At 66.9% G+C, this 22481-nt stretch carries 19 protein-coding genes; 15 read left to right on the forward strand and 4 right to left on the reverse strand.

Going from position 1 to position 22481, the window contains the following annotated elements; translation table 11 throughout:
• Positions 1-57 precede the first annotated feature (57 nt).
• From NDB2M1_RS01660 to NDB2M1_RS01675, 4 genes are read left to right on the forward strand one after another with little or no spacing between them, the layout of a single operon-like run.
• On the forward strand, positions 58-843 hold the full coding sequence (locus tag NDB2M1_RS01660) for an SDR family NAD(P)-dependent oxidoreductase (protein WP_072379013.1): 786 nt from the start codon (positions 58-60) through the stop codon (positions 841-843).
• 32 nt (positions 844-875) lie between these two features.
• Positions 876-1625, forward strand: coding sequence for a GntR family transcriptional regulator (locus NDB2M1_RS01665; RefSeq protein WP_072379015.1), 750 nt, complete (start codon positions 876-878; stop codon positions 1623-1625).
• Positions 1618-2925, forward strand: coding sequence for an MFS transporter (locus NDB2M1_RS01670; RefSeq protein ID WP_072380003.1), 1308 nt, complete (start codon positions 1618-1620; stop codon positions 2923-2925). The genes NDB2M1_RS01665 and NDB2M1_RS01670 overlap by 8 nt, the downstream gene beginning before the upstream one ends.
• Positions 2909-5149, forward strand: coding sequence for a penicillin acylase family protein (locus NDB2M1_RS01675; protein ID WP_171955297.1), 2241 nt, complete (start codon positions 2909-2911; stop codon positions 5147-5149). Before NDB2M1_RS01670 ends, NDB2M1_RS01675 begins: the two co-directional genes overlap by 17 nt.
• Here the strand turns inward: NDB2M1_RS01675 and NDB2M1_RS01680 are convergent, their stop codons facing one another.
• The 3 genes from NDB2M1_RS01680 to NDB2M1_RS01690 all read right to left on the reverse strand — a co-directional run bounded on the left by NDB2M1_RS01680 (position 5150) and on the right by NDB2M1_RS01690 (position 8578).
• Positions 5150-6229, reverse strand: a complete 1080-nt coding sequence (locus tag NDB2M1_RS01680) for a DUF2817 domain-containing protein (RefSeq protein ID WP_072379019.1) — start codon at positions 6227-6229, stop codon at positions 5150-5152. It lies immediately after the preceding gene.
• A gap of 79 nt (positions 6230-6308) precedes the next feature.
• Entirely contained in the window at positions 6309-7424 is a 1116-nt protein-coding gene (locus tag NDB2M1_RS01685) for a CaiB/BaiF CoA transferase family protein (RefSeq protein ID WP_072379021.1), read from the reverse strand.
• Positions 7424-8578: an acyl-CoA dehydrogenase family protein gene (locus tag NDB2M1_RS01690; RefSeq protein WP_072379024.1), complete on the reverse strand. Its 1155-nt coding sequence runs from the start codon at positions 8576-8578 to the stop codon at positions 7424-7426. Before NDB2M1_RS01690 ends, NDB2M1_RS01685 begins: the two co-directional genes overlap by 1 nt.
• 131 nt (positions 8579-8709) lie before the next feature.
• Between NDB2M1_RS01690 and NDB2M1_RS01695 the strand changes: the two genes are divergently transcribed.
• Genes NDB2M1_RS01695 through NDB2M1_RS01745 form a run of 11 tightly spaced genes read left to right on the forward strand, consistent with a single transcriptional unit; the run spans position 8710 to position 18426 of the window.
• Entirely contained in the window at positions 8710-9249 is a 540-nt protein-coding gene (locus tag NDB2M1_RS01695) for a thiamine pyrophosphate-binding protein (RefSeq protein WP_072379026.1), read from the forward strand.
• Positions 9246-9827 carry a thiamine pyrophosphate-dependent enzyme gene (locus tag NDB2M1_RS01700; RefSeq protein WP_216233925.1) on the forward strand — a complete coding sequence of 194 codons (582 nt, stop codon included), beginning with the start codon at positions 9246-9248 and terminating at the stop codon, positions 9825-9827. The genes NDB2M1_RS01695 and NDB2M1_RS01700 overlap by 4 nt, the downstream gene beginning before the upstream one ends.
• Positions 9824-11287 carry an aldehyde dehydrogenase gene (locus tag NDB2M1_RS01705; RefSeq protein WP_072379030.1) on the forward strand — a complete coding sequence of 488 codons (1464 nt, stop codon included), beginning with the start codon at positions 9824-9826 and terminating at the stop codon, positions 11285-11287. Before NDB2M1_RS01700 ends, NDB2M1_RS01705 begins: the two co-directional genes overlap by 4 nt.
• 9 nt (positions 11288-11296) lie before the next feature.
• A complete protein-coding gene (locus NDB2M1_RS01710; RefSeq protein WP_072379032.1) occupies positions 11297-12457 on the forward strand; it encodes an NAD(P)/FAD-dependent oxidoreductase in 1161 nt (386 codons plus the stop codon).
• A 14-nt stretch (positions 12458-12471) separates the two neighbouring features.
• The gene (locus tag NDB2M1_RS01715; protein WP_072379034.1) at positions 12472-13257 is read left to right on the forward strand and encodes an SDR family NAD(P)-dependent oxidoreductase; all 786 of its coding nucleotides are present in this window, start codon (positions 12472-12474) and stop codon (positions 13255-13257) included.
• Between the two features lie 22 nt (positions 13258-13279).
• Positions 13280-13717 carry a VOC family protein gene (locus NDB2M1_RS01720; RefSeq protein ID WP_216233926.1) on the forward strand — a complete coding sequence of 146 codons (438 nt, stop codon included), beginning with the start codon at positions 13280-13282 and terminating at the stop codon, positions 13715-13717.
• Positions 13710-14486, forward strand: a complete 777-nt coding sequence (locus NDB2M1_RS01725; protein WP_054123106.1) for a LamB/YcsF family protein — start codon at positions 13710-13712, stop codon at positions 14484-14486. Before NDB2M1_RS01720 ends, NDB2M1_RS01725 begins: the two co-directional genes overlap by 8 nt.
• The gene (locus NDB2M1_RS01730) at positions 14486-15139 is read left to right on the forward strand and encodes a 5-oxoprolinase subunit B family protein (protein ID WP_216233927.1); all 654 of its coding nucleotides are present in this window, start codon (positions 14486-14488) and stop codon (positions 15137-15139) included. The genes NDB2M1_RS01725 and NDB2M1_RS01730 overlap by 1 nt, the downstream gene beginning before the upstream one ends.
• A gap of 3 nt (positions 15140-15142) precedes the next feature.
• A complete protein-coding gene (locus NDB2M1_RS01735) occupies positions 15143-16129 on the forward strand; it encodes a 5-oxoprolinase subunit C family protein (RefSeq protein ID WP_072379038.1) in 987 nt (328 codons plus the stop codon).
• Between the two features lie 58 nt (positions 16130-16187).
• Positions 16188-17075: a LysR family transcriptional regulator gene (locus NDB2M1_RS01740; protein ID WP_054123108.1), complete on the forward strand. Its 888-nt coding sequence runs from the start codon at positions 16188-16190 to the stop codon at positions 17073-17075.
• 10 nt (positions 17076-17085) lie between these two features.
• Positions 17086-18426 carry an MFS transporter gene (locus NDB2M1_RS01745; protein WP_072379040.1) on the forward strand — a complete coding sequence of 447 codons (1341 nt, stop codon included), beginning with the start codon at positions 17086-17088 and terminating at the stop codon, positions 18424-18426.
• A gap of 81 nt (positions 18427-18507) precedes the next feature.
• On the opposite strand, the gene NDB2M1_RS01750 is transcribed toward NDB2M1_RS01745, so the two are convergent.
• The gene (locus NDB2M1_RS01750) at positions 18508-22284 is read right to left on the reverse strand and encodes a cadherin-like domain-containing protein (RefSeq protein ID WP_072379042.1); all 3777 of its coding nucleotides are present in this window, start codon (positions 22282-22284) and stop codon (positions 18508-18510) included.
• Between the last annotated feature and the right edge of the window lie 197 nt (positions 22285-22481).

A 22481-nucleotide genomic window follows, 5' to 3' on the forward strand; every position in this document is an offset into this window, starting at 1 on the left:
CTGCTATACCAGTTTAAGAATGCTGCCAAGACAATTTTGATCAAATTCGGAGAGGGCATGGAATCGCAGGGTGACGAGAAGCAAGCCGAGGATGCCGGTCTGGTCGTCGTCACCGGCGGCGCCACCAGCGTCGGCCGGGCCACCGCGCTCGCCTTTGCCGAGGCTGGACGGCGCGTCTTCGTGGCGGACCGTTCGGACGAAGCGATTGCTGCGCTCACCCACCCCGCGATTGCCGCGCGCTGTGTCGATGTGATGGATGAAGGCGCCGTCGCCAGCTTTTTCGCCGAAGTGCGCGGCAGCGGGCCGGTCGAAGTGCTCGTCAACACCGTCGGGCTTGGCGGCCCGCGCGGTTTGGCCGAGGACCTCGGCTATCAGGACTTCATGGAAACCATCGCCGGATCGGCCGGTGCCGCGTTCCTCTGCTGCCGCGAAGTCATCCCGCAGATGAAGGCGCGCGGGCGCGGTGCGATCATCAACTTTTCGAGCTCCTCCACCCGCACCGGCCTGCCCGGACGCACCGCCTATATCGCAGCCAAAGGCGCGCTCGAGGCGATGACGCGCAATCTGGCGCGCGAGCTGGGGCCCTTCGGCGTGCGCATCAACGCCATCCTCCCCGGCGCGATCGACAACCCCCGGCTCGATGCGCTTATCCGCACCGGTGCCGCAGAGCGCGGCGAGAGCCCGGAAGCCTTCGAGCGGCACCTGCTGCGCTTCATCTCGATGCGCACGCGCATTGCAGTGGAGGATCTTGCCGCCACTGTCCTGTTCCTCGCCTCCCCCGCCGCGCGCCATATCACCGGGCAATTGCTGGGCGTGGATGGCAACGCGGAATGGGAGGAGTAGGCTTGCGCCATGCCCTGCAAGGAGACGCAGCCATGAACATCGCGGCACCGACGGAAGGCAGCACCCAGCGCCGCGCGCGCAGCCGCCGCGCGGCACCCGAACTGGCGCAGATCGACCCGTCCGGCGCCGATCCGCTCGAGCAGCAGGTCTATCGCAGCATCCGCGATGCACTGATCGGCGGCCGGGTGGCGGCTGGTGTCGGCCTTTCGGTACGTTCGCTCGCCGAAACGCTGGGAGTCAGCGCCGCGCCGGTGCGCGATGCGCTGAAACGGCTGGAGGCCGACGGCGTGCTCTTCGCACGGCCCCGCAGCGGCTTCTCCACCCGCCCGCTCGACGCCGCCGAGTATGCCGACCTCCTCGACGTCCGGCTTCGGCTGGAGCCCCATGCCGCCGCGCTCGCCGCGCGCCGCGCGCGGCCCGACGACCTCGCCGCCATCGCCGCAGCGCACGAAGGCTATAGCCGTGCGCTGGCCGAAGGCGCGGAAGGGACACGCATTGCCGCACATAACCAGCGCTTCCACTTCGCGATCTACCGCGCGGCGCAGAACCCCGTCCTGCTCGATCTGATCTCCAACCTGTGGGTCCGCCTCGGGCCGGTGCTCGCCCGGGTGACGCCCGACCTGATCCCCGGCGGGCATGATCACCACGCGCTGGCGCTCGACGCCATCCGCGAAGGCCGCGCCGATATCGCCGCTCAGGCCATCGACGAAGACCTCTCCGGCGCCGCGCGCAGCATTTCAGCGACGATCGCAGCCCTGCAGGCATCGGATGGCAATGGCTGAAGTCTCCACCCGCGCGGCCTGGACCACGGTCGGCGTGCTGACGCTGGCCTATGTGTTCTCCTATCTCGACCGGCAGATCCTTGTCCTGCTGGTCGGGCCGGTGCGGGCTGATCTCCAGATCGGCGATACCGCGTTCAGCCTGCTTGCCGGCGCCGCTTTCGCGCTCTTCTACGCGGTCATGGCGCTCCCGCTCGCGGTGATTGCTGACCGCGGTTCGCGCAAACGTCTGATCCTCGCCGGGGTCGCCGTCTGGGGCAGTATGACGATCCTGTGCGGCCTCAGCACCAGCTTTGCCATGCTGTTCTTCGCGCGCATGGGGGTGGGTATCGGTGAAGCGGCGCTCACGCCCACCGCCTATTCGCTGATTGCAGACCTGTTCGCGCCGGAAAAGCGCGGGCGGGCGATGGGGGTGTTCACCACGGCGACATTCCTCGGCAGCGGGCTCTCGCTGCTTGGCGGCGGCGCGGTGGTCACGCTGGTGAGCGGGATGCCGCCGGGGGCCGCTCCCTTCGGCCTTCATCCATGGCAGCTCGCTTTCGTCGCGGTCGGTGCGCTTACGCTGCTGCTGCTCCTGCCGCTGCGCGCGATTGCCGATCCACCCCGACACCACGCGGCGCAGACAAGCGGCCTCGGCGCAGCCGCCGCGCATATCTGGCGTGAACGCGCGGCCTACGCGCCGATGTTCCTTGGCATTCCTTTCGCCAGCATGATCGTCTACGGCGTGCAGGCTTGGCTGCCGACGCTATTCATCCGCGGCTATGGCTGGAGCGCGGGCGAAGCGGGCGCGATGCTTGGCGCGGTCACACTGGTGGCCGGTATCGGCGGCGGCATTGCCAGTGGCGCTTTGGCAGACCGTTGGCGCGCGCGCGGCAAAGGCGATGCGGCGCTGCGGCTCAACGCCATGCTGGTCGTCATCTCCGTACCGCTGCCTGCGCTGATCGCCTTCGCCCCGAGCGCCACGGCCGCGCTGGTCATGGCCGGGCTGTTCGTACTCGTTTCGTCGCTCACCGTCCCGCTAGCGCCAACCGCGCTGCAGGCGATCACCCCACCGCCGCTGCGCGCGCAAGTCTCGGCGCTGTTCCTGCTCGCGGTCAATCTCGTCGGCATCGGCGTCGGCCCGACCGCTGTCGCGCTCGCCAGCGACCTCGTGTTTTCCGGCGACAAGGCCATCGGCTCGGCGCTCGCGCTGGTGGGAACGCTTAGTTACCTCGCGAGCGCGCTGCTGCTGTTGCGCGGGCTCGGGGCCTATGGCCGCACCGTTGTGGCGTTGGAAGGAGGATCAGATGTCATCAGGGTTTAGCCGCCTGTTGTTGTTCGTCTCGGCATTGCTCCTCAGCGCCGGCGCCGCGCAGGCTGAACCCGCTCCGCAGCCGGGCGCACCGGAAATCTACCGCGACGGCTGGGACGTGCCGCATATCTATGCCGCCAGCGAGGCGGACGGCTACTTCGCGCTCGGCTATGCCATGGCGCAGGACCGCATCGCCGGCCTCGCCTTCAGCGTCCTTCGCGCACGCGGCATGCTCGCGGAAAACCTCACGCCCGCCGATATTCCTGCCTATGCGCGGATGCTGGCAAGCACGCAGGACGATCTCGTCGCGCTCGATTACGAAGCGCGGCTGTGGCAGCTCCATGCCCATGCGCAGCGGGCCGCCGCGCGGCTGGAGCCGCAAGTGCAGCGCGATTACGCCGCATTCATCGGCGGCATTGCGGCATGGCGGAAGGCCAATCCGGCGCGCGTGCCGAGCTGGGCACCGGCAGACATCACCGTGGCCGATCTCGTCGCGCTGGGCCATTCGGATGTCTGGATGTCGTACTGGGCCGGCATCGGCAGCGACGATTGCGTGCGCGGCGGCGTGGAACCCTTCCGTCCCAAGGCAGGCCCGCGCGGCGCGTCCAATGGCTGGGTGCTGATGCCGAGCCGGACCACCACCGGCGGCGCAGTCCTGCTCTCCGATCCGCACGGACCGATCGATGGCCGCTTCGTCTATGAATACCGGCTCCATGCCCCGGGACTGGAATCGGCAGGCTTCGCGCAAGGCCCGATGCTTCTGATCGCGCGCAATGCATCGGTCGGCTGGGCTTTCACCACCGGCTCGCCAGACGTCTCGGACTGCTACGTCGTCCGCCGCGCCGCGAAGGTGGCGTGGCGCTACCGGTTCGATGGCAAGGCGCGGCAGATCATGCGATTTCCCATCAATATCGCGGTCAAAAGTGGGCCAAAACTGCACTTCACCGGCGCATATACGCGCCACAACGGCGTCTATTCCCCGGTGATCGCTGAGGACGCCAGAAAGGTCTGGATCGTCTCCACCCCCTACATCGAACATCTCGAAGGCATCCACAACGCCGCCTGGCGCATGAATCGCGCCCACCGCGCCGGGGATTTCGCGCAGGCGCTCGACGTGCCCGGAATGCCGATCCAGAACGTGACCGCCGCCGATACCCACGGCGACAGCTTCTACATCCACGCCGGCATGACCCCGCGCCGCCCGCCGGGTTTCGACTGGCAGCAACCGCAGGACGGCAACACCTCGCGGACGGCATGGCGCGGCTATCACCCGACAAGCGATCTCTTCACGCTGCGCTCGCCGGCCGCCGGCTACGTCGCGAACAACAATGTCGATCCGCGCTTCATGTATCCCGATGGCGAACCGACGGCCGCTGCGAAAATGCCCAACTATCTCCTTGCCGAAGGCTGGACGCCCGAAGGCCGCCGCACCGACCGCGAGGACCGGTTCCTGCTCGCAATAGCCGGAACGCCGAAGTTCGACGAGGAAACAGCGCGGCAGATGGCGCTCGATGTCACGGTTTCGCGCAGCGACCGCTGGACCGCGCTGGTGAAGGCGGCAGCCTCTGCCGCGCCGGGCAACGGCGCCTTCACTGCCGATCTTGCCAAGTTCGACGGTGCGCTCAGGGCGGATTCCACCGCCGCGCTCAAATACATGCTCTGGCGCCGCGCGCTTCGGCCCGAACTCAATGACGCGACCGCCCGCAATCTCGCCGATGTCGTGATGCGCGGAGCCACCCCCAGCGCAGACCTCATCGCTGCGGCCGCACGCGCGCTCGACTCCGCCGAAAAGGAGGCAGCCGTCCTGCCCCAAGGCCTCGCCACGCCCTATGGCGCGGTCTACCGCATCGTCAGCGACGGGGTGAGCCTGCCGATGTCGGGCGGTCGGCTGGGCGCGGATATCGGCGGCAAGGACAAGCCCGGCCCCGAATGCCGGATCGAGCCGCTGCTGTGCCCGACCACGCTTTTCGCGATCGGCTATGGCCCGCCCGCTGCCGATGGCACCCGCACCGCCGTCGTAGGCTCGCGGATGATGCGGCTCGATTTCTACGGTCCGCAGGGCATCCGCTCGTTCACGATGCAGAACCCCGGCACCAGCCTCGATCCCACTTCCCCCCACGCCACCGACCAGATGCGCGCGCTCGTCAGCCGCCGCGAACTCAAGCCCGTCGCCTGGACGTGGGAGGCACTCGCGGGCGAGGTCAAAAGCAAGGTAGTGCTGCAGCGCGAACGCTGATCAGCGCGGCCCCGGATCAATCACCATCCGGTCGATCGCCGCAAGCCCTGCCGCCAGCACAGTGCCGCGCCACGCAGGCGCTGCGGGATAGAACTTCTCGCGGCACCACCGGCGCAGCGGCTGTGCTTCGGAACTCGCCAGCGAGCCATAGTTGGCATGGACCGAATAGGCGCGCATCTGCTCCACATCCCGGTCAATGCCGTCGGTGCCGTATTCCAGCCCGATCGAGCAGACCTCGGGGCGATGCGGCAGGTCTGCCCAGCTGTCGAACGGCGCGCGCGGATGCTGCGGGATCATCACGTCGCTGCCCTGCAGGAACAGCTGCCCGGAAAACCAATGCTCGGCAAGGGCATAGCAGCGGCTGCCGGATGGCTGGGTGGGGATGAACAACGCTTCTCCCGGCGCGCCGAAACCGGTGTGGATATCGAGCACATCGATCCGCGCGGCGCTGCTCGCCCAGCGCGCCCCGCAACCGTCGATCAGCCTGCTCGACCAAGTCGCGCCGCGCCCGTTGAAGCCCATCCCGCGCGGAAAATCGTGCTGGCCCCGGCGAATACTGCCCGCGACCGCATCGAAGCCCTCGCGCGCGATCAGGTCAGCAAAGGCGCGGTCGGCGGCCTCGCGCTCGGGCCCTGCCACGTGGCGCGGATTGATGATCGCCTCGTGCTCGGCATAAAACGAATTTGCCGGGAAATCGGGCCCGCGATAGACGAGGTTGCGGAACAGATCGACATTGTCCTCGTTCTCGCGCCGGTCCCACGCCGCGCCCCAGGGATTGACCTGATGGAGAAACAGCAGCGCTGTCCCCTCCGGCAACGGCGGACGGTCCGCCCGGTCAAGCCATGCGGTCTGGATCGCCGCACCGGCATGGCCTTCGATCCCGTGGACGCCCGAGATCACCGCGATCAGCCGTGGCGCCTGTGGATCACCGAGAAACGCGGTAGCCGCCCCGATTGCCTCCCCGTCAGGCCCGGCAAGCGGATGGGGATGGACCTCGACCAGCGCACCGGCCGACGCTGCGGCAGCCAGGAAGCGCGTCTGCGCCTGTGCCACCGTATCCGAAAAGGGAAACTCGCTCACGCTGCACTCCAACGCCGGTGGAATGCCGATCCGACCATATTTTGATCAAATTGTCCACCGCCGCTACTCATGGCCCCCTTCACTCCGCCGCAAACTCGCGGCGCAGCGCAGGCCCATCGGCATCCAGCGGCGGAATGACGGAAGGCAGCACCGCCGGGCGCCCCGCCGGTCGCGGCACGTCGAACGCCTTGCCTCCCACCTCGCCCGCAATCCGCCGCAATGCCGGATGGACGGCGACATCCGCCACTTGCGAGACGCGCCCCCACGCGATGCGGTGCCGATCGAGCAGCGCGCTGGCTTCGGCCATGGTGCGCGCCGCGAAGACCTTGCCGACAATCTGCCCTAGCACTTCGCGATGCGCCACGCGGTCCGGGTTGGTCGCAAAACGCGGATCGTCCGCCAGCGCGGCATCCCCCAGGACCCCTGCGCAGAACCGCCGCCATTCATCGGGCGACTGGATCGAGATCATCAGCGTCGCGTCGCGGCAGGCATAGGCGGCATAAGGATAGATCCCCGCGTGTTCGAGCCCGTGCCGCCCCGTCGCGCGCCCGGCCTGTTCCAGATGGAGCAGCGGCACCGCCATCCAGTCGGCCATCGCATCGAACATTGCGATCTCGATCGCCGCCCCGCGCCCCGTCCTGCCCTTGCCGATCAGCGCTTCAAGGATCGCGGCATGCGCGTTCATGCCCGTCGCGATGTCTGCAATTGAAACGCCGACTTTGGCCATGGCATCCTGCGTACCCGTCACCGCGCAAATGCCCGCCTCGGCCTGAACCAGCATGTCATAGGCGCGCATGTCCTTCGCGCCGGTTTCCTGTCCATACCCGCAGATGTCGACCGCCACGATGCCCGGATAGCGCGCGACCAGCGAAGCCGCATCGAGCCCCAGCCGCGCCGCAGCACCGGGCGCCATGTTCTGGATGAACACATCGGCTTTCGCCACCATCCGTTCGATCATCGCGCGGTCGGCAGCATCCTTTGCATCGACGACAATGCTTTCCTTGCCCCGGTTGAGCCACGCGAAATAGGCCGAAGTCCCATGCACCGCCGCGTCATAATGCCGCGCCGTCTCGCCGCCCGCACGCTCGAGCTTGATCACCCGCGCCCCGCCATCGGCTAGCTGGCGCGTGCACAGCGGCGCCGCGACCGCCTGCTCCAGCGCCACCACCAGCAGGCCTTCAAGCGCTCCCGGCATCAGTAGCTGCGCGGCAGGCCAAGCGCATGCTCGGCGAGGTAGGCAAGGATCAGGTTCGTCGAAATGGGTGCCACCTGATAGAGCCGCGTCTCGCGCAGCTTGCGCTCGACATCGTACTCGGCGGCAAAGCCGAACCCGCCATGCGTCTGCACGCAGACATTGCCCGCCTCCCACGAGGCATCCGCCGCCAGCATCTTGGCCATGTTCGCCTCGGCGCCGGCATTGCCGCCCGTCTCGTAGACTTCGGCCGCCTTGTGCACCATGAGCTCGGCCGCGCGCATCGCGGCATAGGCCTTGGCGATGGGAAACTGCACGCCCTGATTGGCTCCGATGGCCCGCCCGAAGACCTGCCGCTCCCTGGCATAGCCGCTCGCCCGCTCGATGAACCACTTGGCATCGCCGATGCATTCGGCAGCGATCAGGATGCGTTCGGCGTTCATGCCCGAGAGGATATAGCGGAAGCCTTTTCCCTCTTCACCAATCAGGTTTGCGGCGGGCACAGGCACGTCGTCGAACCAGATTTCGGTCGTCGCATGGTTCATCATCGTGCGGATCGGGCGGATCTCCATGCCGTTCGCGCGGGCATGCGCCATGTCGACGATGAACACCGACAGCCCGTCGCCCTTGCGCGCGACCTCCTCGCGCGGCGTGGTGCGCGCCAGCAGGATCATCAGGTCGGAATGCTCGGCCCGGCTGGTCCAGACTTTCTGCCCGCTGATGCGGTAAGTATCGCCCTCCCGCCGCGCGAAAGTGCGCAGCGAGAGCGTGTCGGTCCCGCTCGTCGGCTCGGTCACGCCGAAGGCCTGCAAGCGAAGTTCGCCGCGCGCGATGGCCGGCAGGTAGCGTGCCTTCTGCGCCTCGCTGCCATGGCGGAGCAGCGTGCCCATCGTATACATCTGCGCATGGCAGGCGGAGCCGTTGCAGCCTGCGCGCTGCACTTCCTCAAGGATCGCGCAAGCCGCCGAAAGCGGCAGGCCCGATCCACCATAGGCCTCCGGGATCAACGCGGCGAGGAAACCGCTGTGGGTCAGCGCGGCGACGAACTCGCTCGGATAGGTCATCCGCGCATCGAGATCGCGCCAGTAACTGCCGGAAAAATCAGCGCAAAGCGCGGCGACCGCAGCGCGGATATCGGTATAGTCGGGCTGTGACATGGGCCCGCCACTACCAGCCGCGGCTCGGCCCCACAAAGACGAAGTCATGCGGGTCAGCTATAGCAATCAGGCATAGCTGACTGGTCCAGATGTTGCGAGACCGGGCAGGCCGAGACTGTATTTTCTCCCGCATGACCGATACCGAGCTTCTCGAAAAGACCACCGCAAAGGCATGGCCCGACCGCCTCTATGCCCAGTTGCGCGCGGGCGGCGTGACGCACACCAGCTACGTCCCTGATGCCGGCCATGCCCGCCTGATCGACCTCTTGCGCTCTGATAGCGAAGTAACGGCAACCGTTCTCACCACCGAGGAAGAAGGCGTGGCATTGGCCGCCGGTGCATGGCTCGGCGGGGTACGCAGCGTGATCCTCTTGCAGTCGAGCGGCGTCGGCAATTGCATCAACATGCTTTCGCTGCCGGTGATCGCGCGCTTCCCGCTGCTCATGCTGGTGACGATGCGCGGCGAATGGGGCGAATTCAATCCGTGGCAAGTGCCGATGGGCCAGGCGACCGAAGACGCGCTGCGTTCAATCGGCGTGCGCGTGTTCCGCGCCGAGACCGCCGAGGAACTGCTCGCCATCGTGCCCGCCGCCCTCGTCGAAGCCTTCGATGCCGATCAGCAGATCGCCATCCTGATCGGCCAGCGCGTGATGGGAGAGAAGAAGTGGTGAGTCCGCTCGACCGGCGCGCCGTGGTCGCCGAACTGCTCAGGGATCGCGGCGACCTTCTTGTCGTCACCGGCCTCGGCTCTGCCAGCTACGACGTTCATGCGGCGGGAGATGATCCCCGCAATTATTACCTCTGGGGCGCGATGGGCAGCGCCGCACTTGTCGGCTTAGGTCTGGCGCAAGTGCAGCCGGACCGCCGCGTGCTGGTCATCACCGGCGATGGCGAGCAGCTGATGGGCCTCGGCGGCCTCGCAACGATTGCCATCGCGCGGCCCGAAAACCTCTCCATCGTAGTGATCGACAACGGCCACTTCGGCGAGACGGGCATGCAGACCAGCCACACCGGCTTCGGCCTGCGCCTTCATGAAGTCGCCTCGGCCTGCGGCTTCCCGCGCGTCGACCATGCGGTGACGATGGACGATGTCGCGGCCTTGCGCGACCTGCTCCACGCCCCACAGACCGGCCCACACCTCGCCGTCGTCAGCGTGAAGGCGGAGAACCTCCCCCGCTCGCTCCCCCCGCGCGATGCGATCCACATCAAGAACCGCTTTCGCGCTACGCTGGGCCTAGCCACCGCATGAGCGCGCTGCCGATCTTCCGCAACACCGTCAGCGGGCGAGAGGTCGAAGCGCCCGCCCTGCTCGAGAGCATCGATCCCTACACGACCAAGCCCTGGGCGCAGATCCCCGATGATGGTGCAGAGCAGGTCGACGCGGCCGTGACCGCCGCCAAGCATGCCTTCCAAAGCGGCGCGTGGCCCGCTCTCACCCCTTCCGCACGCGGCCGCCTGCTCTACCGCCTCGCCGATCTGATCGCCGAGCACGCCGACCGCCTCGCCGCGATCGAGACGCGCGACAACGGCAAGCTCATCGTCGAAACCCGCGCGCAGCTGCGCTACTTGCCCGAATGGTTCCGCTATTTCGGCGGCCTTGCCGACAAGATCGAGGGCCGCGTCCTGCCCATCGACAAGCCGGGCATGGTCGCCTGGACCCGGCGCGAACCCATCGGTGTGATAGCCGCGATCCTGCCATGGAACTCGCCGCTGCAGCTCCTCGCGTGGAAGCTCGCGCCGCTGCTCGCCGCAGGCAATACTGCGGTGATCAAGCCCTCCGAACACGCCAGCGCCTCGACCTTGGAATTCGTGAAGCTGTTCGCCGAAGCGGGCTTCCCGGCAGGCGTGGTCAACACCGTCACCGGCTTCGCAGACCGCGCCGGCACCCGGCTGGTATCGCACCCCGATGTCGCCAAGATCGCCTTCACCGGCGGCGAGGCAGGCGGCATCGCGGTCTACCATGCCGCTGCCGAGGGCCTGAAGCGCGTGACACTCGAACTCGGCGGCAAGTCGGCACAGATCGTCTTTGCCGATGCAGATCTTGATGCGGCGGCAAACGGCGTGGTCGCGGGCATCTTTGCCGCCTCGGGCCAGACTTGCGTGGCAGGCTCGCGCCTCCTTGTCGAACGCACGGTTCACGATGCCTTTGTCGCCAAGCTGGTCGAGCTCGCCGGCCCCGCGCGCCTCGGCGATCCTGCCGATGAGGCCACCCAGATCGGCCCCATCACCACCGCCGCCCAGCACCGCCGCGTGCTCGACCATATCGCCCACGCCCGGGAGGATGGCGCCACAGCAACCATGGGCGGCGAGGCGGATCAAGGCTGGTTCGTCCGCCCCACGATCCTGACCGGCGTGACAAACACCATGCGCATCGCGCGCGAGGAAGTGTTCGGCCCGGTCCTCGCCGTGATCCCCTTCGACGATGAAGCGGAAGCCTTCGCGCTCGCGAACGACACACCCTACGGCCTCGCCGCCGGACTCTGGACCAGCGACACCGCGCGCCTGTTCCGCGGCGCCGAAGCGCTGCAGGCGGGCACGCTCTGGATCAACACCTACCGCGCGGTCAGCTACATGGCCCCCTTCGGCGGGTACAAGCGCAGCGGCATCGGGCGCGAGAACGGGCAGGAAGCCATCGACGCCTATCTCCAGACCAAGACGGTGTGGATCGACCCCATGGCGCGCGTCGCCAACCCCTTCGCCATCCGCTAGAGCGACCCCATGACCTCCCCACGCATCGTCATCATCGGCGGCGGCATCATCGGCAGCCTCACCGCGCGCGCGCTCAGCCGGGAAGGCATGACCGATGTCACCGTGATCGAACGCGATCCGACCTACCAGTTCTCCTCCACCGCGCTCTCCGCCGCCTCGATCCGCACCCAGTTCGGCTGCCCGGTCAATGTCGAATTGAGCCTTTATGGTGCGCGGTTCCTCAAAGGCGTGAAGGCGGAGCTGGGCGAGGATACCGAAATCGGTTTCGTCGAAGGCGGTTACCTGATCCTCGGCGACGAAGCGACCGCCCCCGCCCGCCGCGCTGCACTCGCCATGCAGCGCGGACTCGGCGCGGATATCGCCGACTACGACAGCGATGGCGCTGCCGCCGCTTTCCCGTGGCTCGTGGCGGACGACATCGCCATTGCCACCTACGGCCGCGCCAACGAAGGCTGGTTCGATGCCTGGGGCCTGCTGCAAGCCGCCCGCCGTGCCGCCATTGCCAGCTGCGTGCGCTACCTCCACGCCGAAGTGGACGGCTTCACCACCGACGGCGCCCGCGTCACCGGCGTCCGCGCGGGAGGTTCGGTCTACCCCGCAGACTGGGTGGTAAACGCGGCCGGCCCCGCATCGGGCGCCGTCACCCGCCTCCTCGGCATCGACTTCCCCGTCCGCCCGCGCAAGCGCACCGTGTTCCATTTCAAGGCCCCGCTCGAAGGCGCCGGCATGCCGATGCTGTTCGACATTTCCGGCGCTTGGATGCGGCCCGAAGGCGATGGCTTCATCGGCGGCATCCAGCCCGACGAGGCGAACGATCCCGATGCGGACGGCGATTTCGAGCCCGATCATGCGCTGTTCGAAGACCGTCTCTGGCCGCTCCTCGCCGCCCGCGTCCCCGCGCTGGAACAGCTGCGGCTGGTCCGCGCCTGGGCCGGGCACTACGAAATGTGCCTGTTCGATCACAACGGCGTGATCGGCCCCCATCCCGAACTCGCCAACCTCGTCTTCGCCACCGGCTTTTCCGGCCACGGCGTGATGCATGCCCCCGGCACCGCGCGCGGCGTTGCGGAATGGATTGCACATGCCGCCTATCGCACTATCGACCTGACACCGCTCGGCTTCGGCCGGATCGCCGCGAACCGTCCGATGCCCGAGAGCGCCATCTACTGACAGGACCAGACCCCATGCGTTTCAAGGGCAAGACCGCCATCGTCACCGGCGCCGCGCGCGGCATCGGCCTCGCCTGCGCGCGCCGCTTTGCCGAGGAAGGCGCGGCGGTCGTGCTTTCCGATATCGACGAGGACGGCCTCGCAGCATCGGTCGCGGAGCTCAGCGCAGAAGGTTTCGACGTCCACGCCATCCGCGCCGATGTCAGCGTGATCGCCGATATAGACAGCCTCGTCGCACAGGCGGTCGAACGCTTCGGCCACCTCGACATCATGCTCAACAACGCCGGGATCGCGATCACCAAGGACTTTATGGCCGTGACGCCGGAAGACTACGACCGCGTCCTCGGCATCAACTTGCGCGGCGCGTTCTTCGGCACTCAGGCCGCGGCACGCGTGATGATCGCAGCAAAGCGCGGCGGAGTGATCCTCAACATGTCGTCGATCAATTCGCGCATGGCGAACCCCTCGGTCGCGACCTATGCCATCTCCAAGGGCGGGCTCAACCAGGTGACGGGCACTGCCGCCGTCGCGCTTGCCCCGCATGGTATCCGCGTCTGCGGCATCGGCCCGGGCACCATCGCCACGCCGATGCTCAGCATGGGCTTCCTCACCAACGAGGAGCAGCGCCGCATGATCCTCTCGCGCACCCCCGCCGGGCGCCTTGGCGAAGCGAGCGAAGTCGCCGCAGTCGCCGCTTTCCTCGCCAGCGACGATGCCTCCTACATGACCGGGCAGACTGTCTATCCGGACGGCGGACGCATGATCCTCAACTATGTCGTGCCGGTGGCCGAAGATGCCTGAGCCCCAAAGATCTCAACCAACTTTGTTCCGCCGCCTCCACCACGTCTGCATCGTGGTGCACAATATCGCCGCTGCCGAGGCCTACTATGCCTCGGTCGGCATAGGGCCTTGGCACGATTACCCGCCGCTCGACCAGTATACCGAGCTCGACGTGCCCAGCCGCGAGGGCTTCATGGGCATGAAGTACCGCTATGCGGACATCGACAACATGCAGATCCAGCTCTGCCAGCCGCCCTTGGTCGATTGCCCGCAGCGCCGCTTTCTGGACGAAAAGGGCGAAGGCGTGTTCCATCTGGGCTTCGAAGTGCCGGACCTCGCAGCCGCCGAGCGGCAGGCAGCCGCCGTCGACACGCTCCCCCTGATGCGCGGAAGGCGAGACAACGGCAGCGGCTTCACCTATTTCGATACGGCCCATGCCGCCGGCGTGGTCCTCGAAGTCCGGAAAAGCGCTGATGTCTGATCTCTCCGCCCGCACCATCGATCTCAATTCGGACCTTGGCGAAGGCTATGGTCCTTGGGTGATGGGCGATGACAAGGCGATGCTCGATATCGTCACCAGCGCCAACATCGCCTGCGGCGGCCACGCCAGCGATCCCGAGACGATGTTCCGCACGCTGACCTGGGCCAAGGAGCGCAAGATCACCGTCGGCGCGCATCCCAGCTATCCCGACAAGGAAGGCTTCGGCCGCCGCCGCCTGCCCTATCCGCCCGCCGAAGTGGAGCGCTTCGTCGCCGCGCAAGTGGGGGCGCTCATCGCGATCGCCGCGCTCGCGGGCACACGCGTGTCCTACCTCAAGCCCCATGGCGCACTCGGCAATGTCGCGACCGAAGATCGCGCCGTCGCTGAAGCCATCGTACGGGCTACGCGCGCGATCGACAGCAAGCTCGCCATCCTCGCCATTTCAGGCACCGTGCTCGAGCACGTCGCCCGCGATGCCGGTGTTCGCGTGTTCAGCGAGATCTACGCCGACCGCGGCTATACCCCCGCCGGCAACCTCGTCCCCCGCAGCCAGCCCGGCGCGATGATCGACGACTACGGCGCCGCGGCGGCACGACTGCTCAGCTGGCTGGAGACGGGTCTGATGCCCACCGTCGGCGGCGATCCGGTCCGCCTCGCGGGCCATTCGATCTGCGTGCACGGCGATGATCCCCATGCCGTCGTCATGGCCCGCGCCATCCGCGTCGCGCTTGCCGGACGCGGGGTAACGATCGCGCCCTTCCTCGGCTGATGGCCCCGGCGCCCACCGTCCGGCCGATGGGCGAGACGGCCATTCTGATCGACTTTGGCGGCGATATCAGCACCGAAACCAATGAACGCGTCGTCGCGCTCGACCGGGCGCTCGCAGCGCAGCCGCCGGTAGGCATGGTGGAGACTGTCCCGGCCTATGTCGCGCTGATGATCGTTTTCGATCCACTGGTGACGGACGGCGAACAGATCGCGGCGCACGCCCTCGCCCTCCTCGAGGCCGCCGCAAACGTCCCCTGCACGCCGCGCGAACATGTCATCCCCGTAAGCTATGACCCCGCCTCGGCTCCCGATCTCCTCGCAGTCGCACAGGCGACGGGCTTGACGCCTGACCAAGTCATCCACCAGCACATCTCCGGCGAATACCGCGTCTTCATGTACGGCTTCGGCCCCGGCTACGCCTATCTTGGCGGCGTCCCGGCTCCGCTCCAACTGCCACGCAAGCCCCGGGCCGAGCGCGGGCATCCCGTCGGCAGCGTGATAATCGCCGGGCCGCAGTGCCTGATCACCACGCTGCCGATGCCGACCGGCTGGTGGGTCATCGGCCATACCGATGCGGTGATCCTCAATCCCGTGCGAGAGCAGCCGTTCCTGTTCGATCCGGGCGACGTGATCCGCTTCGAGCGCGCCGACTGAGCCATGCAGGCCCGCATCATCTTCGAGGCCGCCGGGCCGCTGACCTCGATCCAGGATGTTGGCCGCCCCGGCGTCATGCGCTACGGCGTGCCGCGCTCCGGCCCGGTCGACCGGCTCGCCTTCGCCGCAGCGATGGCCGTGACCGGTATGCCGGACGGCTGGGCCTTTGAACTCTCGCACGGCGGCTGCACCATCGCCTGCCACGAAGGCGAAATCGGCTTCGCGGTCTGTGGCGGCGGGTTCCTTGCCGAGATCGATGGCGATGAAGGCAAGGCATGGCAGCAAGACGTCCTGCGCGCGGGCCAGCGCCTGCGCATCCGCGCCGGGGCCGGCAATTGGGCCTACCTTGCCTTTGCTGGAAGCTGTGCCGTCCCCCGCTGGCTCGGCAGCAGCGCGACCCATGCCTCCTCTGGCCTCGGCGGCGGTGCGGTCACTGCTGGCGCCGCCTTCGATTTCACCGCAACCCGCCCGCTCGAACCCCGCGCGCTGCCGCCGCCACCTGCGCTGCAGGGTTCCATCGCGGTCGTGCTCGGCCCGCAGGATCGTCACTTCCCGCCCGACGCCATCGCGAACCTTGCAACAGGTAGCTTCACCGCCACCGCGCGCTTCGATCGCATGGGCCGCGTGCTTGGCGGACCGCCACTCAAGCCCACCTCGATCTCGATGCCCAGCGAACCGGCGCTGCGCGGCTGTCTGCAGGCCGATGGCGAGGGCGGCCTCACCGTGCTTCTGGCAGACCACCAGACAACAAGCGGCTATCCCAAGATCGCAACGGTCATCGGCAGCAATGTAGACCGCGTGGCCCAGTTGCCATCCGGCGAGCCAATCCGGTTCGAAGTGATCGACCCCCGGGAAGCTCTAGATCGCAGCCGCAATGCAGCAGCCTTGAACAAAGCCTGGCTTAATGATCTGTCCCGTTCCGGGCTGCTCGAAGAACGACTGTGGTTGAACAATCTTGTCGATGGCTTCATTGATGCAAAACTGTCCTGAGTTCGGACCGAGCCATAAAAGGAATCGACTCCTGCGCTGGCATCTATAGCAAGACTGCATGGATCTCAGACAGCTCCGGACATTTCGCGCGGTCGCCGAACTCGGCAGCCTGAGCCGGGCCGCCGACAAGCTGCGCATCGCCCAGCCAGCGCTCAGCCGACAGATCCGCCTTCTCGAACACGAACTGCGCACCCCGCTGTTCATCCGCCATGGCCGCGGCATGGTGCTCACCGAAGCCGGGCGCATCCTGCTCGATCGTACCGCCGGTCTGGTCCACCGGCTTGAGCAGGCCCGCGCCGACGTGCTCGCCTGTTCGGGCCAGCCAAGCGGCCGCGTCATCATCGGCATGGTGCCCACGGTCGGGGGCACGCTTGCCGCACGCCTTGTCCAGCGCGTGGTCGAGCAATTGCCGGGCGTCGAGCTGCGCCTCGTCGAAGCCTACGGCAGCTACCTCACCGAATGGCTCTACAAGGGTGAGATCGACCTCGCCGTCGTCTACGGTCCGCAGCAGAACGTCCACTTGCGCACCACCGCGCTGCGGCAGGACGAGCTCCATGTCGTCAGCGCCCCCGGCGGCTGGCTCGATGGCCTCGCGGACGTCACCCTCGAGCAACTCGAGGGCCAGCCGCTGGTGCTGCCAAGCGCGCCCCATGCATTGCGAATCCTCATCGAAAAGGCCTTCGCCGAAGCCGATGTTCCGCTTGCCGTGCGGGTCGAGGCGGACTCCTTCCAGCCTCTCATCGAAGTCGCCATGAGCGGCGTCGGCAGCACTTTCCTGCCGCACTATGCCGTCGCCCGCCTGATCGAGCGTGGCCTGCTGGTCTCGGCGCGGATCAAGCCGGCGCTGCTGCGCGAAATCGTGCTGGCGCTTCCGGCCAAGCATCTCGAGTTTTCCGCTTCCCGCGCGGTGGCGGACATCATCCAGCAGATCGTCGCGGAGATCTGACGTGAACGGAATGCCAAGTACGCCCGAAGGTGGACCAGACCTTCCTCGCATCGCGGTCGACCGGCTGATCGATCGGGGGCACTGGAGCGGCTACCAGAAACGGGTGCTGGCAGTCTGCACCGCCGCCGTCCTGCTCGACGGGCTGGACAACCAGATCCTCGGCTTTGCGATGCCCGCGCTGATGGCCGAATGGCATCTCCCGCGCGAGAGCTTTGTGCCGGTGGTGGTGGGCGGTCTCCTCATCATGTCGCTCGGCAGCGGCCTTGGCGGCTGGCTGGGGGACCGCGCCGGGCGACGGCCCGCACTTATCAGCGCTGTGGGCGTGTTCGGGCTGACCACGGCAGCCTCCGTGCTGGCCGACAACCTGCCGATGCTCGCGTTCTGCCGCTTCATCTCCACCCTGGCGCTGGGCGCGGCCTTGCCCAATGCGACGGCGCTGGTTTCCGAGTTTTCCCCGGCGAGCAGGCGCAATCTGGCAGTTTCACTCACCATGATGTCCGTCGTGCTTGGCGGCCTTGTCGGCGGTGCACTTTCCGCATGGTTGCTGCCGACCTATGGCTGGCGCATGCTGTTCGGCAGCGCTGGTATTCTCACATTGGTCGTGACCGCCGCCATGATGGCGCTGCTTCCGGAATCGCCACGATTTCTGGTGCACCGGCCTCGCCGCCGCCGCGAGCTTGACCGCATGCTGCGTGCTGCGGGCTTCGATCTGCCGCCGCGCTATCACCTCGAACTGCCAACCGCTCTCGCTGTCGTCGGGGGCGGCATGTCGCTGTTCCGGCCGCCGCTGCTGATCGATACGCTCGCGCTTTCGGCGGCGTTCCTGTTCGGCCTCTTGGGCAACTATCTCGTGTTCAACTGGGGCCCGACCATGCTGGCGGCGGCCGGATACGATCTTGCCGTCTCGTCACTCGGCCTCGGCGCGTTCAATCTGGGCGGCATCGTCGGCTCGCTGATCGGCTCGCTGCTGATGGACCGCCTCGGCCCGCGTGTGCCGATCCTTGTCATGGCAGCAGCGGGCACGGCATGCGCCTTGTGGGCAGGGCAACTGCTTTCCGGCGGCCTGCATCCGACTGCGCTGGTCGTTGCGGGATTTGCCGCAACAGGCGTCTTCATGTCCGGACTGCAGGTCATGCTCTTTTCGCTGGCCGTCAGCGCATTCCCAGCCTCGATCCGGGCGCAGGGCATTGGCGTGTCGCTCTCGATCGGCCGGATCGGCGCTGTTGCAGCGTCGGGTATGGGCGCGATGATCGTCGCAGCCGGGATTGGTCCGTTTTTCGTGGTGGTCGGCTTTTCGTGCTTTGCGATCGGCCTCGCGGTCCTGGCAGTCCGCGCCAAGGCAGGTCGCTGATTTGGTGTCGTCCCCGGCGCCGGGCATGCGCCGGGGACGACCGGAGGACGTGACGCAAGCGCCCGCGCCCTCCTGCGACGATCAGATCCAGAGATCGAAAGCCGCACCAGGCCCCGCCGGCACCGCGATCGGCAGATTGGCGCTTTCTGCAATCACGAGGTCGTCGAAGCCGAAGTTGTCCGCGGTCTTGGGGTCGCCATCGTCGACCGAGAAGGTCAGCAGCCGCGCATCGTGTAGCGTCGGATCGAAATCGACGTGGATGTTCCGGCCGAGGATGCCCAGCTTGACTGTCTGTGTGCCGATCAGGTGCGTCCCCGCGGTATCGTCGTAGGCCTTGATCGTGAGCGTCTGGTAGTCGCGCCAGCCTGATGCGAAGTTGGCGGAGATCGGCGTGAAGGGCGTCTCGCGCGAGAGGCTGGCAGGCGTGCCCGCGGCGCTTTCTCGGGCGATGGTCGATTCCCCGCCAACCCCTTCGAGGTTGATGAAGCTCTGCGTCCCGCTCGTCGGGCTGTAGCCGATCGGACCCGAATAGGTATTGTTGTTGATCGCCACATGGTCCCACTGGAACCCGTGGTAGCCATCGACCACCTCGCGCGAAGCCTCGGTAAAGACCGCAAAGTCATCCGCATTGAGCGTGAAGCGGTGCGTGGCGGCATCGAACCCGCCACCCAGTTGCCGCAGCACATCCACTGTCTTGTCGGCAAACTTGATGAACTCGATATCGCGCAGTGTCTCGACATCGCCGGTCTTGCTGTCGGTCAGGCGATAGGCGGTCGCCTCGATCTTCTCGACCTTGTAGTCCGCGAAGCTGCCGGACAGGACGGCAAGATCGCTGCCCTTCCCGCCTTCAAGGCTGTCGCTGCCCTTGCCGCCGATGAGGATGTCGTCCCCCGCACCGCCGACCAGCGTATCGTTGCCCTTGCCGCCAGCCAGGGTGTCGTCGCCGGCGAGGCCCACCAGCGTATCGCCCGAGTCACTGCCAAACAGTGTGTCCGCCCCGGCACTGCCTTCGTGGTAGATATCGTGTCCGGTCACATAAGCCGAGACGCCGATGCTCGGATGATCCGCATCGGTATCGAGCAGGGTCGCGACCGCCTTGCCGTCCTTGACTTCGACCACGTAGATCGACCCCGCCTGCCGCGCGAGCAGGTCCACTTGTCCGATCCCCTTGATGCCGGCGGTGGAGAGATCGACCGTCACCGTGCGGTCCTTGGCATCGGCCGCCCACACGCTCACCAGCAGCTTGTCGCCCGCGCCATTGGTGCGCGCCAACGCGTGGACCGGCTGCGTCACCCGGTCGACTTCCACGCCCTTGTCGAGAACCCGCAAGTCATAGTCGGGATAAATCTTGGCGCCCGCCTGCAGGTCATTCTGCCAGTATTGCTTGTAGGGCCCGGCCACGAGGTGGCCATCGAGGATAAAGTCGTCCAGCCAGCTGAACGCGGCGTGGACCTGGCTCAGCGTGGTGATCTGGTTGAGCCCGTCGGGCGTATTCGCAGTGTCAACGTCACCGCTGCCGCGCCGCGATTGCTCGAGGTTGTAGGAGCCCGAATTCGCTGCCGTCGCACCGGTAAGGTACATGATCTTGAGGAAGCCGGTGAAGCTTTCGTATTGCTCCTTGGTCGCGACTTCATCCCACCAGCCGGACGCGACAAAGTTATAGGCGGTTTTCTTGCCGAGGTCGATCTGCTCGGCAACGGCATTGAGCAGCTTGCGGACGATGTTCGATTCGCCTGTCCAGCCGGAATTGTTGCTGATGAAATAGGATTCCCCGACCGGGATGGTGCTGAAGGTGTCGGCCGTCTTGGCGTAGTCGAAACCCCAGCCATAATATCCACCATAGCGCCCGCGGTCCTGCGAGCCGCTGTTGATGTAGTAGATGAACTCATCAAGCCCCGGCACCGCCGCCAGCACCGAATCCTTCACTGCTCCGTGAATGCGGACGGCCTGATCGGTCGCGTACTGGTATAGGTCCCAATGCTCCCAGGGCACATCGACCGCGCTGGCATCGATGTTGGCTATGTAGTTCGTAGTCAGCTGCGCTTGGATCGCCGGATTGTTGATCCAGCTGAGGTAGGCAAAATTGATCGGTGCAGGCCCCCATTCGCCTTGGTCGATCACATAGTCGACCTTGCTGCCGAGCTTGTGCAGTTCGGTATCGATCGCCTTGACCTTTGTTGCCCAGTAGTCGGCAATCACCTGCCAGCTTTCCTGCGGGAGCAGGTTGTTCCACGTCCAGTTGCCGTTCGGCTTCCCGTCTGCGCCCAATGCTGGAACGAACAGCTGCTGCTCCGCTGCCGCCACCGCCGCATCCGCCGGCACGAACTTACCATCGCGCCACGTTCCGAAATCGCGGTTGAGGTAGACGCGGATCTTGGCGTCTGGGTTCTGGTTCAGCTCGTTGAGGAACGCGTACCAAGCCCCGTCCGGCTTGCCTGCAAGGATGTTGGGCCCCAGCCGCGAGTCCGTCTCGAGCGCGTAGCCCCATGCATCGGAAAGTGCGACGCGGCCGTCAGTCAGCGGGTCGTAGTAGCCAAACGTCGTCAGCGCATCGAGCCTGGTATCGGGATTGAACACCGGGCGGATCACATGGTCGGACCGCAGGTACTCGCCCGCGCTCAGGATCTCGTCCGCCAGCCCCGAACGCGGATCAGCCGCCGGGGTCACCGCCACGTCGACCTTGGCGCTGGCCGTCGCGCCCGAAGGGTCGGCAACCGTCAGCGTGAAGCTGCCCGGATTGCCGCCGGCGGGCGTGAACAGCACGTTGCCATCGGGCGCAATGCTCACATTGCCGCCGCTCGCGTCCTTCACGCCGACGATCTTGAGCGCATCACCGTCCACGTCCTTCGCCGCCGCGAGCAGGTCCGCCGCCGCATAGATCGCGGTCGAGCCCTGCTTCGCCGCCACCGACTGCTCCGCCAGCACCGGCGCGTCGTTCACCGCGGTGATGTCGACCACGGCCTTGGTCGTCGCCGTCAGCCCAGCGCCGTCCGAGACCGTCACCGTGAAGCCGCCCGCGCCCTTGCCGTTGAGGTCGGCGGTCGGGTTGAACTGCACCGATCCGTCCGCGCCCAGCACCGCCGTGCCGCCCTTGGCATCGGTGACCGCGACGATCTTGAGCGGCGATCCGCTCGGCGACTTCCACCCCGCGAGCAGGTCCGCCGCGCTGAAGCTGCGGCCTGCGTCCTCGTCGATCACCGCCTTGGGATCGGGCCCGGTGAGCGAGCCGATCAGGTCGATCTTGTGGAACACCGTGCTCGTCGCGCCCAGCGCATCGCGGACCTTGATCGTGAAGCCCGCCACATCGTCGCCCGCAAGGCCCGCCTTGGGCACGAAGCGGATTGTGCCATCGGCGAGGAGCCGCACGCTGCCGCCCACAGCATTGGTCACCCCCACGACCTTGAACGCGTCGCCCTCGATATCGTAGGCGCCCTTGAGCACTTCGGCCTGGCTGAACACCTTCGCCGTGCCCGGCGCCAGCACGAAGTTCTGTTGCACCAGCACCGGCGCATCGTTGACCGCGGCGATATTGATCAGCGCCGTCGCCGTCGCGGACTTCCCCGTCGCATCGGCGATCGTGTAGGTGATGCTCGCCGCGCCCGTACCATTGAGGTTCGCATCGGCACGGAAGATCCAGCCGCCCTTGCCATCGTCGATCAGGCGCCCGCCCGTCACCTTGTCGATCGATGCAATCTTGAGCGCGGTCTTCTCCGGATCGCGCCAGCCGGAGAGGAGATTGGCCACCGTGATCGCCTTGTCGGTATCCTCGCGCGCGCTGAGCGTACGCGATTGTCCGGTGGGCGGCAGATCCACGATGGCGGCGGCGGCAGAGAGCTTGGGCGTGGTGGTGGTGGGCATGGCGGTCCTCGGGCAATGCCGGTGCAAGGCGCGACCCCGTGTCAGCCCCTCCGGCCCGCAGACCAATCGTTAATCGAAGTGAACAAGCCGTGACGGCACCCCAATAACGCGACCTTAACCACAGCGGTTCGGCGGATAGCATTTATCCATAGGGAGGGATGCCTTGCCGATCCCCCGCTATATCCGGGCAGATCTAG

The sequence above is a fragment of the Novosphingobium sp. NDB2Meth1 genome, assembly GCF_900117425.1.
Taxonomy (GTDB): domain Bacteria; phylum Pseudomonadota; class Alphaproteobacteria; order Sphingomonadales; family Sphingomonadaceae; genus Novosphingobium.

Excerpts from the sequence above, each read along its gene's own strand:
- NDB2M1_RS01660 (WP_072379013.1), top strand. The coding sequence starts at position 58 with ATGGAATCGCAGGGTGACGAGAAGCAAGCCGAGGATGCCGGTCTGGTC.
- NDB2M1_RS01665 (WP_072379015.1), top strand. The coding sequence starts at position 876 with ATGAACATCGCGGCACCGACGGAAGGCAGCACCCAGCGCCGCGCGCGC.
- NDB2M1_RS01670 (WP_072380003.1), top strand. The coding sequence starts at position 1,618 with ATGGCTGAAGTCTCCACCCGCGCGGCCTGGACCACGGTCGGCGTGCTG.
- NDB2M1_RS01675 (WP_171955297.1), top strand. The coding sequence starts at position 2,909 with ATGTCATCAGGGTTTAGCCGCCTGTTGTTGTTCGTCTCGGCATTGCTC.
- NDB2M1_RS01685 (WP_072379021.1), bottom strand. The coding sequence starts at position 7,424 with ATGCCGGGAGCGCTTGAAGGCCTGCTGGTGGTGGCGCTGGAGCAGGCG.
- NDB2M1_RS01690 (WP_072379024.1), bottom strand. The coding sequence starts at position 8,578 with ATGTCACAGCCCGACTATACCGATATCCGCGCTGCGGTCGCCGCGCTT.
- NDB2M1_RS01695 (WP_072379026.1), top strand. The coding sequence starts at position 8,710 with ATGACCGATACCGAGCTTCTCGAAAAGACCACCGCAAAGGCATGGCCC.
- NDB2M1_RS01705 (WP_072379030.1), top strand. The coding sequence starts at position 9,824 with ATGAGCGCGCTGCCGATCTTCCGCAACACCGTCAGCGGGCGAGAGGTC.
- NDB2M1_RS01710 (WP_072379032.1), top strand. The coding sequence starts at position 11,297 with ATGACCTCCCCACGCATCGTCATCATCGGCGGCGGCATCATCGGCAGC.
- NDB2M1_RS01715 (WP_072379034.1), top strand. The coding sequence starts at position 12,472 with ATGCGTTTCAAGGGCAAGACCGCCATCGTCACCGGCGCCGCGCGCGGC.
- NDB2M1_RS01725 (WP_054123106.1), top strand. The coding sequence starts at position 13,710 with ATGTCTGATCTCTCCGCCCGCACCATCGATCTCAATTCGGACCTTGGC.
- NDB2M1_RS01730 (WP_216233927.1), top strand. The coding sequence starts at position 14,486 with ATGGCCCCGGCGCCCACCGTCCGGCCGATGGGCGAGACGGCCATTCTG.
- NDB2M1_RS01735 (WP_072379038.1), top strand. The coding sequence starts at position 15,143 with ATGCAGGCCCGCATCATCTTCGAGGCCGCCGGGCCGCTGACCTCGATC.
- NDB2M1_RS01740 (WP_054123108.1), top strand. The coding sequence starts at position 16,188 with ATGGATCTCAGACAGCTCCGGACATTTCGCGCGGTCGCCGAACTCGGC.
- NDB2M1_RS01745 (WP_072379040.1), top strand. The coding sequence starts at position 17,086 with ATGCCAAGTACGCCCGAAGGTGGACCAGACCTTCCTCGCATCGCGGTC.
- NDB2M1_RS01750 (WP_072379042.1), bottom strand. The coding sequence starts at position 22,284 with ATGCCCACCACCACCACGCCCAAGCTCTCTGCCGCCGCCGCCATCGTG.